The following is a 17,271-nucleotide window of genomic DNA, read 5'->3' on the forward strand; positions in this document are numbered from 1 at the left end:
AAATACCATCTATGTATAAACAGAAAGCCGCCTAAATAGAACAGAATATCAGGCGGCTTTCATAGTTGTAAGAAAATGTTGTGTTATAAGATATAGCCATTGTTTTGATGTGATCAAAGTGTATTTCACTCTAGAATAGTGTAATAATAATCATCGCAACGAAAAAGATGGTTAAGTAGTTTAATGAATAAACGAACATGAGTGTTGACCACTTCATGATGTCTTTCATTTTAAAGCCCATAAGACCAATCACCAGCCATCCAATGTTCAGCAATGTGCCAAGTGCGACAATCGGCCACCCTAATCCACTTAAGAAAAATGGAAGCGGGAGAAGACATGCTGTCCAAATGATAATTTGGCGTTTTGTGACTTCAAAGCCATAGACGACTGGAAGCATTGGAATACCTGCTTTGCGGTAATCCTCCGTTTTCTTAATCGCAAGTGACAAGAAGTGCGGGATTTGCCAGATGAACATAATCATAAACAGGACCCAAGCCGTTGTGTCGATTGTGCCTGTAACAGCTGTCCAGCCAATTAATGGTGGAACTGCACCTGATACACTCCCAATGACTGTATTGATGGTGTAATGGCGTTTAGACCACATCGTGTATAGAACTGCATAAGTAAAGACACCAATCAATCCAATCACTGCTGATGTAACGGTTGTCATCAGAAGCATAATGAGTCCAAGTACGACAAGCAAAATGCCAAATGCATACGCTTGCCCCGGCTGAATTTTACCTGTCACCGTCGGTCTTGTTTTTGTTCTTTCCATTAGTATATCAATATCACGGTCAAACGCGTTATTAATGGCGCATGAACCGGCAATAATAAGAGAAGAACCAATCATTGTGAACAGAACAATATCAAGATTCCCAAGGAAACTCATATCTGTAAAATAAAAAGCAAGCCACATTCCAGTAAATGTTGTAATGAAATTGGAATTGACGATGCCCATTTTAATTAGTGCAAGAAAATCTTTCAAAGCTGTTGTTTCTTCTATTTGTCCATGAATAGCTGCATCTACAGCTGTTTTGGAATTTGCCAATGTGTATAACCTCCCTTGCCCAAACCTTCAAACGAACGAATAAAACGTAAAATCGTTACAACTCTATCATACAAGATAAAGAGCTGTAAAAAAACATCCTATTAAATAATAAACGACAAACTTGAAGTTATTTGTGAACTTTTCGTGAATTTATGAGGATGTGCGTTTTAGAAGGCAGTGCAAAATGAAATATTCTCTCCTCTATTTCTATCAGACTGTCAAAGAAAGATCAAGCACTCTAAATCTGTAAACTTTGTGAACTAACATATCATTTTTTTGTGAACTTTGGTCATTATGAATTGCAACAGAACACGCATTTGGCTTAAACTTGAAAGCATGTGAGGTTTTCATGTATCAGCGTGTAGACAAACCCTCGCATTCGCCCGCAGTCCTGCGTGCCGGTGCTCATCCATGTCATTACGCTCCGGTACTCGCCCTTTCTAGACTGCAAAGGTTGTCTATGACGCTGAAAAGAAGGCAAAGGTCTTGTTAGCCCTTTGTCAACCATCTGTTATATTCAGAAGTTTTTTAGAGAAGGTGAAATCATTTGATGAAATTTGCTTTAAGGCTATTGAGCGTTGTCACAACGTTTGTGATGCTGATCGTTCTGATTGGCGGTGCGCTTGTCACAAAAACCGGCTCGGGTCTTGGCTGCGGTCGACAGTGGCCCCTTTGCCACGGTCGTTTCTTCCCTGAAATGAACCCTGCTTCCATCATTGAATGGAGCCACCGCATGTCAACAGGAGTGTCCACCATTCTTGTACTGGCACTGGCGGTCTTATGCTGGAAAAAAATTAGTCCAGTATTCCGTGAAACCAAATTTTTGGTCATCATGTCCATTATATTCTTACTGCTTCAAGCGCTGTTAGGGGCACTCGCAGTCGTGTTTGGTTCTAACGCACTTGTCATGGCACTGCACTTCGGTATTTCACTCATTTCTTTTGCTTCCGTCTTATTGCTTGCGCTTCTTGTGTTTGAAGCAACCAGATCTGAAACAAAACTTGTGAAGCCGCTTTATATCGGCAAAAGAATGCAGTTCCATATTTATGGGTTGATCACATATACGTATATTGTCGTGTATACAGGTGCCTATGTGAGACATACAAAATCAAGTCTTGCCTGCTCTGTCTTCCCGTTTTGTTCAAAAGACGGCGCACTTCCAGCGTATTTCAATCAGTGGGTTCAAATGTCTCACCGAGCAGCAGCCCTTCTTTTATTCGTCTGGATATTTGTCGCTATGTTCCATGCCATTAAACATTATAAAGAACAGAAGCAGCTGTATTACGGATGGATCATTTCAGCCATTCTGATTACACTTCAAGCGATTTCAGGTATCATGTCTGTTTATTCTCAGCTTGCACTAGGTTATGCGCTTGCTCATTCCTTCTTTATTTCTTGTTTGTTTGGTGTCTTATGCTACTTCTGCTTACTCATTGCGCGGTTTAAATATGAAAACAAAGAGCCATTCAGGTAAAAGATAAATCCCCCTTTCATACGAAAGGGGAATTTTTTTATTGACCTTTTGCTTCTTCGAATAGAGAAATGGCTTTCTTGCGTCTTTCTTGATGATCAACTGTAGGCAGAGGATAGGTATCCCCTATTACGCATCCCGACTTCATTTGTTCATCTATAGGCATTTTACTCGGTTCGTGAATCCATTTTTCATCCACATGCTTCAGCTCTGGTACATATCTTCTAATATATTCGCCGCTTGAATCAAATCGCTTTGACTGAGTCGTGGGGTTAAAAATACGGAAGTACGGCACGGCGTCTGTTCCGACAGAGGCTGCCCACTGAAATCCTCCGATATTCGAAGCCTCATCATAATCTACGAGTTTTTTCGCAAAGTACGCCTCGCCCTTTCTCCAATCGATCAAATAATCCTTTGTTAAAAATGAAGCCGTCACCATTCTCAAGCGGTTATGCATCCAGCCTTCTTCATTTAACTGCCTCATCCCCGCATCAACGAGCGGAAAGCCTGTTTCTCCTTTGCACCAAGCTTCAAAAAGTGCCTCATCTTCATTCCATTTGATCCCTTCAAAAGAAGGATTGATTTCTTTTTGTTTCATCTTTGGATAATGCGCAAAAATCATATGATAAAAATCACGCCACGCCAGCTCTTTAATAAATGTTTCCCTGCCCTCATCTTCATAAAGGGCTTCCTCATTAATAGCATGAAAGACCGTTCGGATAGAGATTGTCCCTGTTTTTAAGAACCGAGACAGTTTGCTCGTTCCGAAAACAGACGGAATATCCCGTTTCTTATGATAATGCGTCAGTCTCTTTTGAATAAAGGTATGGAGCGTGTTCATCGCTTTGTCTGAGCCAATTTGATCAAATTTCCTTGCGCACCTCTTGATGATGCCTCTTAATTTGTCATCTCCTTTTTGCGAAAGTGACTCGTTACAAATCGTATGCCCGCTAGAGAAGAATGTTTTGTCAACTTTTATCACAGGCTGCTTCTCTTGCTTCCGCCATGATTGATAGTATGGAGTAAACACTTGATAATGAAATCCATCCGCTTTCATAATATCTCTTGCCCCATGAAGGTGGGTATCTTGCCACTTTGACACATGAATGCCCTTTTCTTCTAAAAAATTGGTCACTTGATTATCTCGCCTGTGACCGTTTCCTACTTGATCTTCATTAAAAAAGACGGCTTTGATGTCATAAACATCCATGACCTGCTGAAAGGCAGACAAGACATCATCGTGGAAAAGGTGAACATAAACTTGAGATTCTCTCGCTTCCTTGACGAAATGAGCCAAGTTTTGAAAGAAATGTTCGTTGTTTAAATCCAGCTCCATCTCCGTAAAAAATGGATCTAGATGATAAAAAGCAAATAATGGGTACTGATGTTTTTTTGCGTATGTGATCGCTTTTGATAAGGCCGTATGATCATCCAATCGCATATCTCGGCGAAACCATATCACGACAATTTCCAACGTTCTTCACCTCATCCTATAGTTTAATCACTCCTGCAGATCACTGCACATTTTAATGCGCTCAAAAAAAGACACATCGCGATGGATGTGTCTCTCTCATTATTCAGGTTTTAAAACAATCAGCAGATCACCGGTTTGAATCGGCTCTCCATTCGTGACATGAATTTCATCTACGACTGCAGAGAATGGTGCTTGTACCGTTGTTTCCATTTTCATGGCTTCATTGATCATCAGATGCTCACCTTGTGAAATTTTTTGTCCTTTTTCAACAAGCACTTTGATGACAGTGCCAGGCATTGAAGCAGCAATGTGATTTGGATTTGAGCGATCCGCCTTCATTTTTTCTTGAACAGAGGATTTAATGCTTTCATCCTTAATCACCACTTCACGCGGCTGTCCATTCAGCTCAAAGTAAAGGACTCTTGTAGCATCTGGATTCGGTTCTCCAATAGACACCAGTTTGACAATGAGGGTTTTTCCTTTTTCAATTTCTACCTCAATCTCTTCACCAAGTCTCATCCCGTAGAAGAACGTTGGTGTATCAAGAACGGAGATATCCCCATAGCTTTCTGCTGTTTGAACAAACTCAGAAAAGACTTTCGGATATAAGGCATAGGCAATGGCATCTCGTTCTGTCAACGTTAGATCATGTGATTCTTTGAACTGCTTTTTAATTTCTTCAAAGTCCACTGGCTCGAGCTTCTCACCAGGTCTTACAGTGATCGGCTCTTCCCCTTTTAAAATCAGTTTTTGCAGTTTTTCTGGGAATCCGCCATGCGGCTGTCCCAAATAGCCTTTAAATAATTCAACAACAGAATCTGGAAAGTCCAGTGTTGCTCCTTTTTCGTAGACATCCTCTTCTGTCAAATCATTTTGCACCATATAAAGCGCCATGTCTCCGACCACTTTAGAGGAAGGTGTGACCTTGACAATATCACCAAACATGTCATTCACACGTCTGTACATTTCTTTCACTTCATTCCAGCGGTCGCCAAGGCCGACACCTTTCGCCTGCTGCTGCAGGTTACTATACTGGCCGCCAGGCATTTCATGCTCATAAATTTCTGTATGCGGTGAATTCATACCGCTCTCAAACTCATGATAATATTTTCTGACAGAATCCCAGTATTGAGAAAGACGTTCTACCGCTTTGACATTCATTTCTGGCTTTCTTTCATGTCCATCTAACGCATAATATAATGAGCTTGCACTTGGCTGTGATGTAAGCCCCGCCATCGAACTGACCGCAACATCAACAATATCAACACCTGCGTCGATCGCTCTTGCATAGGTGAATAGTCCATTTCCACTCGTATCGTGTGTATGAAGGTGGATTGGAATGGTGAGCTCGTCTTTTAAAGCAGATACAAGCTCGTAAGCTGCCTGCGGTTTCAGTAATCCCGCCATATCTTTAATGCCTAAAATATGAGCACCTGCGGTTTCAAGCTCTTTTGCAAGAGAGACATAGTAGGTCAGATCATACTTCGGACGTGATGGATCAAGAATATCTCCCGTATAACAAATGGCTGCCTCGGCGACTTTGCCTGATTCACGAACAGAATCAATGGCAAGCGTCATGCCCTTGACCCAGTTTAAGCTATCGAAAATACGGAACACGTCAATGCCCGCCTCTGCTGATTCCTTGACAAATGCTTGAATCACATTGTCCGCATAGTTTGTATATCCGACAGCATTCGATGATCTTAAAAGCATTTGGAACAAGGTATTTGGCACTTCTTGACGAAGTTCTTTCAACCTTTCCCAAGGATCTTCTTTCAAGAAACGATACGCCACATCAAATGTAGCACCGCCCCACATTTCCATACTAAACAGCTCTGGCCATAATCCGGCTGTTGGCTGGGCAATTTTCTTTAAGTCATGTGTTCTAAAGCGTGTCGCAAGCAAAGATTGATGTGCATCTCTAAAGGTTGTATCTGTTAAAAGGACGCCGCTTTGATCTTTTACCCAATTGGCGAGCCCCTCAGGTCCATGCGTGTCTAACAATTGTTTTGTTCCAGACGGAATCTCTTGATGGACAGGCAGCTTCGGTACATTTGGTTTGTCAAAATGAGGTTTCTTTTTTTCGGAAATACCCGGGAACCCGTTAATGGTAACGTTGCCAATATAAGTTAACATTTTTGTTCCGCGGTCTTTTTGCTTAGGGAAGTTAAATAGCTCTGGTGTTGAATCGATAAATGATGTATCATATTCCCCTTTTAGAAACTTCTCATGCTTTGCGACGTTTTCAAGAAATGGGATGTTGGTTTTAATGCCGCGAATCCTGAATTCTTGTAAATTTCGAACCATTTTAGCAGCAGCTTGCTCAAATGTAAGAGCCCACGTGGACAGCTTGACCAAAAGTGAATCGTAATAAGGTGTAATGACCGCACCTTGGAAGCTATTCCCTGTATCAAGACGTACACCAAATCCGCCGCCTGAACGGTAAGCCATAATTTTTCCTGTGTCCGGCATAAAGTCATTCAAAGGATCTTCCGTTGTCACCCTTGATTGAATGGCATATCCATGTGTAAAGATATCTTCTTGTTTTGGTATACCGACTTCCTTGCTATGTAGGTCATATCCCTTAGCAACAAGAATTTGGGTTTGAACGATATCGACACCTGTGATCATTTCTGTGATTGTATGCTCGACCTGTACCCTTGGATTGACTTCAATAAAATAAAACTCGCCATTGGCGACTAGGAATTCTACAGTCCCGGCATTGACATACGACACATTTCGCGCCAGCTGAACAGCCGCTTCGCAGATGTCTTCACGTAATTGCTTTGAAAGTGACACACTTGGTGCAACCTCAATGACTTTTTGATGACGCCTTTGAACAGAGCAGTCACGCTCATATAAATGAATGATATTGCCGTGATTATCCCCAATCACCTGCACTTCAATATGTTTCGGATTTTCAATCAGCTTTTCAACGTATACTTCGTCATTTCCAAAAGCAGCTTTCGCTTCTGACTTTGCACGGTCATAGGCTTCACTTAGCTCCTCTTTCGATCTGACAATCCGCATACCTCGGCCGCCGCCTCCAAGTGAAGCTTTAATGATAAACGGGTAACCGTATTCTTCACCGAATGTTTCGACTTCTTTGATCGAACCAACTGGCCCGTCACTTCCTGGAATGACTGGAATTCCAGCTTTTTTCGCTTCATCTCTTGCCTTTACTTTATCTCCAAACATATCTAAGTGCTGAGAAGTTGGACCGATAAACTGGATGCCTTCCTCTTCGCATCGTCTTGCAAAATGAATGTTTTCGGATAAAAATCCGTATCCTGGATGAATCGCATCCACGTCATTTCGTTTTGCAATTTCGATGATCCCCTCGATGTCAAGGTAGGCATCAATCGGCTTTTTCCCTTCTCCAACTAGATATGCTTCATCCGCTTTATAGCGATGATAAGAACCTGAGTCTTCTTTGGAGTAAATGGCTACTGTACGTAAATTGAGCTCCGTACAGGCTCTAAAGACTCTGATAGCGATTTCCCCTCTGTTTGCAACTAGAACCTTTTGAATTGTTCTCTGTGACATTCTCACTCCTCCATATCCCTTAAAATTTTATATGTACTCTATAATAAAGGAAGAAATGAAAACTGTACACTTTTGTTTTCTAAAGATTCGAAGTTTTCTGCATTCCACTTTTTTGAATCGATGGTTTGCTGATTGATTTTTTCTTTTTATAACGCTCTTTATATTCAGTGAACATGCTGATATTCAGCAATATTCCCATACATCCACTCAGTAAAATAATAGAGGACCCACCGTAGCTGATAAACGGAAGTGTGACCCCAGTAATTGGAATAAGTCCTGAAACACCGCCCAAATTAATACACGTTTGAATCGCAATCATTGAAGATATTCCTATTGCAAGCAAACTTCCAAACGGATCTTCACACTTTCTTGCAATATAAAAACCTTTCACGACAATGAAGCCAAGCAGAGCAATAACAAAAAATACACCGAAAAAGCCAAGCTCTTCCGATATGATCGCCATGATAAAGTCTGTATGAGGCTCTGGAAGGTACCCATACTTTTGAACACTCTCTCCAAGACCAAGACCAAAAAAGCCGCCTGATCCAATCGCATAATATGAATTAATCAATTGGTGCCCAGAAGCGCCTGCATCTTTAAATGGATCTTGGAAACTCTCAAAACGTCCAAGACGATTCTGCGTGAAAATTTTATCCCAAAAAAGAATAATAAACGGCGTCACAACGACCATCACTGCACTAAATAGAGCTAACAGTTTCGCAAGCGTTTTACCGCTAAAGCCTGAGCATAAAATCATCGCCAGGGCAATCATGCCGATGATAAAAGCTGTCCCGTAGTCTGGCTGTAAAATAATAAATCCGCATAGGATGGAGACAACCACAATTGGAGGTGTAACTCCTCTTAAAATATGATCAATATAATGCTGCTTTTTGGCATAGACAGCAGCAAGATAAATAATGACGACGATTTTTACGAATTCCGCTGGCTGCAGACTAAAAGGGCCTAATTTGATCCAGCTTCTGGCATTCCCTGCAATGTGACCGCCAAAGTACACATAAATCAGAGAAAACACAGCTAGCAAAAGCATCACAATTTGGAACTTTTTATTTAAGAGCAGCTGATACGGAATGAGGGCTGTAAAGATTAAGATGACCGCCCCGACAATCATAAATAAAAGCTGTTTCTTGAAAAAATTATCTGGAGCGGCATCATATCTGATAACAGAAGTAATCATACTTGAGCTATACACCATCACCAAACCGAATGCGCTAATTAATATAATGGCGAACAATAATGAGTAGTCATACGATCTTAGCATTCTCTTTAACATATAATCCTCTTCCTAACGTCTATTTCTACTGTTGTATATCCTCTTAGCTGTTCTTATTCTACTACATTTTCTCCGTTTGATCTCGTTTTACCTCTTTTATATTGTTCGTCTTTCATGAGAGAATCAAGTCCGTTTGCCATCAATCAAAATAAAATGGCGGACAAAAAAACTCAAACTTATGTGGTGGAAGTTTGAGTTTTCAATCATTATTTTCTTGTGAACGCATCATGAAGTGCGGAAAGCTCTCTCTCAAGCTTATCGAGTAGTTTCTTGCCTTCATGTTGATCAACTAATCCAAGCCGGACAGCGAAATCAATTTCTCTCGATAATCCGAACATTTGAGTATCTAAAACCTCTTCATAAAGAGGACATTGCGGCATCGTTAAGTTGTCCATTTGCACTTGGATCAATTTTAAAATTTTATCTGCATCCAATTTTAATAAAGCCAGTGCTTTTTGCCGATGATCGACTAAAATTTCTGACGCCAAAAGTATCCCTCCGTTCCCCAGGCGAGTACCTAATTCTTCTATTTATCATAAAGCGAAACGCCCAAAATTGCAAGCAGATTTGTACAGTTCGCTTTGTAAAAATAAAAAGAAGCCATTCGTCATTAAAAGATACTCATCTCATATTTTTCACTCATGAGCTCAAGCAGCTTAATACCCGCAATGCTATTCCCTTTTTCATCCAGAGCAGGTCCGAAAATACCTATACCAAAATCATATGGCGCTGCCCCCATAATACCACCTGAAACACCGCTTTTGGCGGGAATTCCAATGTTAATGGCAAATTCTCCGCTTGCATTGTACATTCCGCAAGTGACCATAAAGGTTTTACAAATTCTAGCGACATCTTTTGAAAGGATTTGCTTCCCAGTCTCTGGGTGCCTGCCGTCTAATGAAAAAACACAAGCCACTTTCGCCAAATCCAAGCTGTTCATCACGATGGCACACTGTTTCGTGTAAACGTCCATGACATCTTCTACATTTCCCTTAATGATATGATATTGCTTCATATAATAGCACATGGCTCGGTTAATCATTGATGTATCAAATTCGGATGCGGCTGTTTCTTTGCAGTATGTAATGCTTTTGTCATTGGCAAGCTCTCTAATAAAAGCGAGCAAGCGGTTGAGCTGATCTTGCGGCGTTGCACCTCTTATTAAACTTGTGACGGCCAGCGCTCCTGCATTAATCATTGGATTGAGCGGCTTATTGGGGCTTGCTGTCTCAAGCTTAATCATCGAATTAAATGGATCGCCTGTCGGTTCTTGGCCAACATATTGAAACACTTTTTTGGGCCCTTCTTCTGAGAGCACGAGTGCCAGAGCTAATACTTTCGAAATACTTTGCAAGGTGAACCGTTTATCAACATCCCCTGCTGAGTGGCAAGTATTACTTACATGATAAACAGCCACAGATAAATCCGTCTGATCCGCTTTACCGAGAGCAGGAATATAGGATGCTACTTTGCCATCTTTGGCTACTTTTTTTGCTTCTTCTACAAATCGCTGAAGTTCTTCATTGTCACGACATGCCATGCTCAATATCCTCCCTCACTTTCATGTAAGATTAGTGTGTACAAGGAGATGCATGTTTATGAAAGTGACAAAGCATGTGAAAACTTCTATAATTTAAGGTGGAAAGGGGTTGTCTTGAACATGAGCATTATTCAAATCAAGGGGAACGTACGGTACAAGATCACCATTGATCCAAGTGTATGGATTTTTGATGACCGCAAGTTTTTAATGGATTCATTTTTTGAGAAAGGTGCAGCAAGTGAAGATACTCAGCTGGATCACGAGCTTGATCAAGAGCGGGTCATAAGAGAAGGTCAAACACTTCCGCCTACATTAAAAACAGAGAAGAAGTACGAAAAAGAAAGACTCGTCACAGGCAGCTTTGGTATGAAGCTTGGCGACATGCTGAAAAATGCAGAACCGTTTGAAGAAGCGAAGACGTGTGAATTTGTCACAGAAACAGAAACGATTGCTGCGCCTCTCGCTAAGGCGATGGAAAGCATTGCCCATTTCAGTCAAAACGGAAAGCCTATCACAGAAAAAGGACCAATCCACGTCTATTTCGCGGATCAGTCCAACATCACTCAACCAATTAAAGGAGTCAAAGAGTTAATCATTACATAAGATGGCGGGTCTGGACTATAACAAATCAGCTGCAAGCTGTGCAAGTCCAGACCTTTCTCCTTTGACAAGCTTGACATGTCCAGATATTTGCTGGCCTTTAAAGCGCTCAATGACATATGTGAGCCCATTATTGAAGCTGTCTAAATAAGGGTGATCAATCTGCTCTGGATCTCCCATCAGCACAATTTTACTACCCTCTCCGACTCGTGTTAATAACGTTTTCACCTCGTGCTTTGTTAAATTTTGCGCCTCGTCTATGATGATAAATTGATCCGGAATACTTCTCCCGCGAATATACGTTAAAGCTTCCACTTGGATTGAACCGATCCCCGCTAAGATCGCATCGAGTTCCCCAGGTTTTTTTGTATTAAATAAAAATTCCAGGTTGTCATAGATCGGCTGCATCCATGGTCTGAGCTTCTCTTCTTTTTCGCCTGGCAAGTAGCCGAGGTCCTTCCCGACAGGAACAATAGAGCGGGCCACGATGAGCTTTTTAAACATCCCGAGGTCCTCTGTTTGCATTAATCCAGCAGCGAGTGCAAGTAGCGTTTTGCCTGTTCCCGCTTTTCCGATAAGTGTCACAAGCGGAATATCGCGGCGTAAAAGCAGCTCTAGCGCCATCGTTTGCTGGACATTTTTTGAGCGAATTCCCCAAATATGTTCTTGGTCATAAATGAGCCGCTTTACATATTCTGCTTTTTGATCAAGCATGCCCACAGCAGAACCGCCTTCATTTCCCTTCATAATGACAAATTGATGCGGATTTAACCGGGCATTGGTGACGTCTTTTATAGGTAATTGATTTTGCTTATAGAATGTATTCAACTGCTCAGTTGGAAGATAGAGCTCATGATAGCCGTTATCAATGTCTTCGTTTTGTAGCACACGATCACTTAAGAAATCCTCTGCTTGCAGACCAATCGCATCCGCTTTTACTCGAACTAAGACATCCTTGCTGACCAAAATCACCGGCCGGCCATGCGGCTTTGTTTCTTCCTCTAAGCTCAAATTCTTTGCAACAGCCAAAATCCGATTATCGTTTGTTTTTTCGATGAAAATTTCTTGAAGTTCATGGAAAGAGCGGTGGTTCAGTTCAATACGCAGCGTTCCTTTTGACTCCAGCGTGATTTTTTCATGTAGTTTTCCTTTAGATCTCAATCCGTCAATTAAACGTGAGACGCGCCGTGCATTTTGCCCAACCTCGTCCATATATCTTTTTTTAGAGTCTACTTCTTCTAACACAACGGCCGGAATCACAACCTCGTTGTCTTCAAATGAAAAGATTGAATTCGGATCCTGTAATAACACATTTGTGTCTAATACATAAATTTTACTCAGGTCCTTCGCCTCCTGATCGGGGTTTCATTCATCTTTGTCTTTCCAAAAACGATTGTTAAAATATATGTTTTCATGAATAAAGTTAGAAGGTTAATTCAACAATAAAATAAATCATGCAGTTTGTGAAGGAGGGAATACACATGCGACTATTTTTTACATTATTCATGATTCAAACCATTCTTTTTTTAGGCGCTTGCCAGCACCAGGAGAAGCCTTTGGCTCAAGACCAGCAAAACGGAAACCAGCACTTAGTACGCGTATCAGACTCATCCAAGAAAAACCCCGATCAAGCCCGCCCATCAACAGATGTGGCGCAGCATCTAGTGAATGTGACTGAGCACGTAGCAGATGTAAATGATGCTACAGCCATCGTAATCGGCCGCTATGCTGTCGTCGGCATTGATGTAAAGGATGATTTAGATAGAAGCAAAGTAGAAACCATTAAATATTCAGTTGCTAAAGCACTGAAGAATGATCCAGATGGTGCGAATGCTGTTGTGGTCGCTGATCCAGATACAGTGAGCCGTTTAAAGGAAATGGGCAAGGAAATTCAAGCAGGCCGTCCCGTAAGCGGGATTATGGATGAACTGGCAGCCATTGTTGGGCGCGTTATGCCAGAGATGCCTCGAAATGAAATCGACCGTAACGAAACAGATCCAACAAATGAGCCGAATGATCAGCTCAAACAACAAGATCAAAAGCAGTTAGAAAAAAATCAAAATGATCAATCAAACCATCATATGAATCAGAAAAAATAATGAAAACGGCTTATATCTCCTGGGATATAAGCCGTTTTCTCTACTGATTTCAAGTGGATTAGAAAACATGCTATAATAAATGCATTAAAGTGAGGTGAAAATGATGAGAGTGAAGTGCTCATTATGTGAAAAGCTTGAAACCATTGATGATGATACACTCGTTGCTAAGCGTTTAAGAAATCGACCGATTCATACATATATGTGCGATGACTGCCAAGAAAGAATTAAAGTAAAGACAGAAGCACGCATCAAAACCGGCAGATTCTCTCTTTATCAAGATCCTGCGACGAAAGATAAAAAGAAGAAAAAAGAAAAAAAAGAACAAAAGACATAAAAAAGACCTGACACATGTTCAGGTCTTTTTTACGTACTCACTGTTCCTTCTTTTTTCGCACGATGCAGCCTTATTTTATAAATAATTAAAATGGCAGCTGCCACAACTAGGCCTTCTGCTACTGGCAAGAAGATTCCTAGAAAGGTGAGGAACGTGCAGCCAAAAATCAAAAACAAATAAATGACGAGCGCTTTTAAAATCGGTAAGCGTCTAGCAAAGCCGAGCTTAAAAACAATAATCGCTAAAACAAGGATGGTGCCATACAGGAGCCACATCCCTGTTTGCGGGTTTTCATCGACACGAAAGAGCATCGCGAAAAAGGATAGATTCTCACTTACTTCCTGATCATTCAAAAAGATTCCCTCCCCTTATCTTTCAGGGTTCTATCTTTTTTAATTCTTCATGGGTTTAAGATAATCCTGCTAGCTTTTTCTTCTTCGCTGCTTTCTCACGCTCGTTTTTATCTAAGATTTTCTTTCTTAGACGGATAGATTCAGGTGTAACCTCACAGTATTCGTCTTCATTTAAGTACTCAAGAGATTCCTCAAGTGACATAATACGTGGTTTTTTCATACTAACCGTTTGATCTTTTGTCGCTGAACGTACGTTTGTTTGTTGTTTCATACGGCTCACGTTGACCACAAGATCGTTTTCTCGGTTGTGCTCACCAACAATCATTCCTTGATATACTTCAGTACCTGGCTCAACGAAGATCACACCGCGCTCTTCAACGCCTTGGATTCCGTAAGCAGTCGCTTTACCTGTTTCCATTGAAACAAGTACACCTTGACGGCGTCCGCCGACTTGACCAGACTGCATTGGCTGGTAGCTGTCAAATGTATGGTTCAAGATACCAAAACCACGAGTTAATGAAAGAAATTCAGTTGTATATCCAATTAGACCACGTGATGGAACTGTAAAGATCAGGCGAACTTGACCATTACCATTATTGATCATGTCAATCATTTCACCTTTTCTTGCGCCCATTGATTCCATGACAGAGCCAGTATGCTCTTCTGGCACATCAATTTGAACACGTTCTACAGGCTCACATCGAACACCATCCACTTCTTTTACAATAACTTCTGGCTTCGATACTTGCAGTTCAAATCCTTCACGTCTCATATTCTCAATCAGAATCGATAAGTGGAGCTCCCCGCGTCCAGATACAACCCAAGCATCAGGTGAACTCGTTGGATCTACTCGAAGACTTACGTCTGTTTGAAGCTGCTGCTCTAGACGCTCTTCGATTTTACGTGATGTCACGTATTTTCCTTCACGGCCTGCAAACGGGCTGTTATTGACAACAAATGTCATTTGAAGTGTCGGCTCATCAATACGAAGGATCGGCAGTGCCTCTTGGTGTTCTACCGGGCAAACTGTTTCACCGACATTGATGTCTTCCATACCAGATACTGCGACAAGATCTCCAGCTTTCGCTTCGTTAATTTCCACTCGTTTTAACCCTTGGAAACCAAAAATCTTTGTCACGCGGAATTGTTTTACACTGCCATCTACTTTCATTAGAGCAACTTGCTGGCCAACCTGCATGGTTCCTCTGAATACACGGCCGATTCCAATTCTTCCAACATAATCATTGTAATCAAGTAGTGCCACTTGGAATTGAAGCGGCTCTTCATGGTTGTCGATTGGGCTTGGAATGTGGTTGACAATCGCTTCAAACAGCGATTCCATGTTTTCATCTTGCTTGCTTGCATCGTTACTTGCTGTACCATTGATTGCTGATGCATACACAACTGGGAATTCAAGCTGTTCTTCTGTTGCATCCAGTTCAATGAACAAGTCAATGACTTCATCGACTACTTCAGCAGGACGTGCAAAGTCACGGTCAATTTTATTCACAACAACAATTGGTGTTAAGTTTTGCTCAAGTGCTTTTTTCAGCACAAAGCGTGTTTGAGGCATACAGCCTTCATATGCATCCACAACGAGAAGTACACCATCTACCATTTTCATGATACGCTCAACTTCACCACCGAAATCGGCGTGTCCTGGTGTATCTAAAATATTAATGCGTGTATCTTTATAATGGATCGCAGTATTTTTAGCTAAAATTGTAATACCGCGTTCTCGCTCTAAATCATTTGAATCCATGGCTCTCTCAGCGATATTTTCATTCGCACGGAAAGTACCAGCTTGATGGAGCAATTGGTCAACAAGCGTCGTTTTACCATGGTCAACGTGGGCAATAATTGCGATGTTGCGAAGGTCTTTTCGAAGTTTCACATTTTCATCTCCTAAAATAATTAGATAACTTTCATATTATATCACAATCCCCTTTAAATGCCGATCGTTTTTCTGTAAACTTATATTAACTCTAAAAAAAGGGATGGAGACAAATGAAACAAATCAAATGGCTTCTATTATTATGTGCATTACTTGCAGTCGTCAGTATGGCGTTTATTGGGGTATCTGTTGCAGAAAAAAGCATACTGGGAACTTGCTTAAGTATTGTGTTCGCCATGATTTTCATGGGTACAGGATTTACATTAAAAAGAAAATTAAACGTACCATCATAAAATTTATCAAAAGCCTTTTACATTCTGGGACTGACCCCCGTTTTTGAGACAGGGATCAAAACACCTTTACGAAACAGCCAGTTGCCGAAACTCTTTTGGTGACTGGCTGTTTAATTTCAATTGAATTCGGATATTGTTATAATAATCAATATACTCCCTGACTGTTTTTTCTACAATGGCTGTTGTAGTGTTTGTCAGGTGGTGGAGATAAAATCCTTCTGATTTTAAACTTGAGTGGAAGGATTCGATGGGAGCATTATCAGCGGGCATTCCCTTACGGGACATGCTCATGGTAATGCCTTTTTCCTTTATCTCCTTTTGATAAGCATAAGAAGTGTAGACCGAACCTTGATCACTATGAAGTACGCAGCCTTTAGGCAGTGTCTTTAACTGCTTCAATGTATCTAAAACAAGAGAAACATCCTGTTTATCACCAATCGTATAAGCCACAACCTCACTTGTATATAAATCTTTTATGCTGGATAGATAAAGCATTTTTTGCCCAAATGGCAAATACGTGATATCAGTCACCAATTTTTCAAGTGGCTTTGTCGCAGAAAAATCTCGTTTTAAGTGATTTTCTGCAATGTAATAGGGTTGACCGGTCTGTTTACGCTTTTTCACTTTCACACGACACTGCAAACCGTAGGTTTGCATCATTCGTTGTACTCTCTTATGGTTAATCTTCATTTCTTTGCGTAGAAGAGCCGTTATTTTACGATACCCATACGTATACTTGTGCAACTTACAAAGTGTTGAAATAAGCTTGATTAACCCATGTTGCTCTGAGTGATGATGATCTTGTTTTTTCCAACGATAAAATGTTGATTTAGCCACTTCAAATAGCTGACAGAATTCACTGACACTCACTTTATCTTTTACCGTTTCGTAGATCGACACGAGTGCTTCTTTTTCCACCACCTTTCCCATTCTCGGTACTTTTTTAATATGTCTATTTGTTGATTTAGATAGCGATTTTCTGTTTTCAATCTCTCGTTTTCATCTTGGTATTCAGGTCCTTTACCGTATGAATACTGCTTTCCAACAGGTTGATGAAACCGGTGGGTTTCACCATTGTGATACCATTTCATCCAAGTTTTCACTTGTGTTTTATTCTTAATTCCTAGCTTGTCCATGATTTCTTTTGTTGAGACTCCTGCCAACTTCATCTGAACCGCCTCTTCTTTTACACTTGCGGGGTAACTGACTCTTGTTCCCATACAAAAAACACCTCCAAATTGTTTTCAGATATGATATACCCGATTTTCAACTTAAAGGTGTTTTTATTTGTCTCACTTTATGGGGTCAGTCCCTTCTACATGTAGAAG

15 protein-coding genes are annotated in these 17,271 nt (G+C 40.9%); 5 read left to right on the top strand and 10 right to left on the bottom strand.

Annotation, left to right across the window (positions count from 1 at the left end; all coding sequences use genetic code 11):
- Window positions 1-130: 130 nt before the first annotated feature.
- Window positions 131-1,048 carry a heme o synthase gene (gene cyoE / locus GPA07_RS12405; RefSeq protein ID WP_157292607.1) on the bottom strand — a complete coding sequence of 306 codons (918 nt, stop codon included), beginning with the start codon at window positions 1,046-1,048 and terminating at the stop codon, window positions 131-133.
- Window positions 1,049-1,598: 550 nt separating this feature from the next.
- On the opposite strand from cyoE, the gene GPA07_RS12410 reads away from it, so the two are divergent.
- Complete coding sequence (locus tag GPA07_RS12410) at window positions 1,599-2,522, top strand: COX15/CtaA family protein (RefSeq protein ID WP_008354740.1); 924 nt, start codon at window positions 1,599-1,601, stop codon at window positions 2,520-2,522.
- Between the two features lie 37 nt (window positions 2,523-2,559).
- Here the strand turns inward: GPA07_RS12410 and GPA07_RS12415 are convergent, their stop codons facing one another.
- From GPA07_RS12415 to glsA, 5 genes are all read right to left on the bottom strand, one after another.
- Entirely contained in the window at window positions 2,560-3,993 is a 1,434-nt protein-coding gene (locus tag GPA07_RS12415) for a cryptochrome/photolyase family protein (protein ID WP_157292609.1), read from the bottom strand.
- 99 nt (window positions 3,994-4,092) lie between these two features.
- Entirely contained in the window at window positions 4,093-7,539 is a 3,447-nt protein-coding gene (gene pyc, locus GPA07_RS12420) for a pyruvate carboxylase (protein ID WP_157292611.1), read from the bottom strand.
- 79 nt (window positions 7,540-7,618) lie between these two features.
- Window positions 7,619-8,830 carry a putative lipid II flippase FtsW gene (gene ftsW, locus GPA07_RS12425; RefSeq protein WP_008354745.1) on the bottom strand — a complete coding sequence of 404 codons (1,212 nt, stop codon included), beginning with the start codon at window positions 8,828-8,830 and terminating at the stop codon, window positions 7,619-7,621.
- 206 nt (window positions 8,831-9,036) lie between these two features.
- Window positions 9,037-9,318: an Fpa/YlaN family protein gene (locus tag GPA07_RS12430; RefSeq protein ID WP_008354747.1), complete on the bottom strand. Its 282-nt coding sequence runs from the start codon at window positions 9,316-9,318 to the stop codon at window positions 9,037-9,039.
- 122 nt (window positions 9,319-9,440) lie between these two features.
- A complete protein-coding gene (glsA, locus tag GPA07_RS12435; protein ID WP_008354749.1) occupies window positions 9,441-10,370 on the bottom strand; it encodes a glutaminase A in 930 nt (309 codons plus the stop codon).
- A gap of 120 nt (window positions 10,371-10,490) precedes the next feature.
- Between glsA and GPA07_RS12440 the strand changes: the two genes are divergently transcribed.
- Window positions 10,491-10,973, top strand: coding sequence for a hypothetical protein (locus tag GPA07_RS12440; RefSeq protein ID WP_008354751.1), 483 nt, complete (start codon window positions 10,491-10,493; stop codon window positions 10,971-10,973).
- A gap of 15 nt (window positions 10,974-10,988) precedes the next feature.
- Here GPA07_RS12440 and GPA07_RS12445 read toward each other — a convergent pair whose 3' ends face one another.
- On the bottom strand, window positions 10,989-12,311 hold the full coding sequence (locus tag GPA07_RS12445) for a PhoH family protein (protein ID WP_034738124.1): 1,323 nt from the start codon (window positions 12,309-12,311) through the stop codon (window positions 10,989-10,991).
- Between the two features lie 140 nt (window positions 12,312-12,451).
- On the opposite strand from GPA07_RS12445, the gene GPA07_RS12450 reads away from it, so the two are divergent.
- Together GPA07_RS12450 and GPA07_RS12455 are read left to right on the top strand one after the other, a co-directional pair.
- Window positions 12,452-13,069: a YhcN/YlaJ family sporulation lipoprotein gene (locus GPA07_RS12450; protein ID WP_008354755.1), complete on the top strand. Its 618-nt coding sequence runs from the start codon at window positions 12,452-12,454 to the stop codon at window positions 13,067-13,069.
- Window positions 13,070-13,172: 103 nt separating this feature from the next.
- Window positions 13,173-13,403, top strand: coding sequence for a YlaI family protein (locus GPA07_RS12455; protein WP_008354758.1), 231 nt, complete (start codon window positions 13,173-13,175; stop codon window positions 13,401-13,403).
- A gap of 29 nt (window positions 13,404-13,432) precedes the next feature.
- On the opposite strand, the gene GPA07_RS12460 is transcribed toward GPA07_RS12455, so the two are convergent.
- A complete protein-coding gene (locus GPA07_RS12460) occupies window positions 13,433-13,714 on the bottom strand; it encodes a YlaH-like family protein (RefSeq protein WP_051009092.1) in 282 nt (93 codons plus the stop codon).
- A gap of 97 nt (window positions 13,715-13,811) precedes the next feature.
- Window positions 13,812-15,650, bottom strand: coding sequence for a translational GTPase TypA (typA, locus tag GPA07_RS12465; protein WP_008354762.1), 1,839 nt, complete (start codon window positions 15,648-15,650; stop codon window positions 13,812-13,814).
- Window positions 15,651-15,763: 113 nt separating this feature from the next.
- Between typA and GPA07_RS12470 the strand changes: the two genes are divergently transcribed.
- Entirely contained in the window at window positions 15,764-15,943 is a 180-nt protein-coding gene (locus GPA07_RS12470) for a DUF5325 family protein (RefSeq protein WP_157292613.1), read from the top strand.
- Between the two features lie 66 nt (window positions 15,944-16,009).
- On the opposite strand, the gene GPA07_RS12475 is transcribed toward GPA07_RS12470, so the two are convergent.
- Window positions 16,010-17,163, bottom strand: a protein-coding gene (locus GPA07_RS12475) for an IS3 family transposase (RefSeq protein WP_157291940.1) whose coding sequence is annotated in 2 segments (ribosomal slippage) — window positions 16,010-16,890 and window positions 16,890-17,163 — 1,155 coding nt in all. Because the reading frame shifts where the segments join, the coding sequence is not laid out codon by codon here.
- Window positions 17,164-17,271: the final 108 nt, after the last annotated feature.

Source organism: Bacillus sp. ms-22, assembly GCF_009759805.1.
Taxonomy (GTDB): domain Bacteria; phylum Bacillota; class Bacilli; order Bacillales; family Bacillaceae; genus Bacillus; species Bacillus xiamenensis.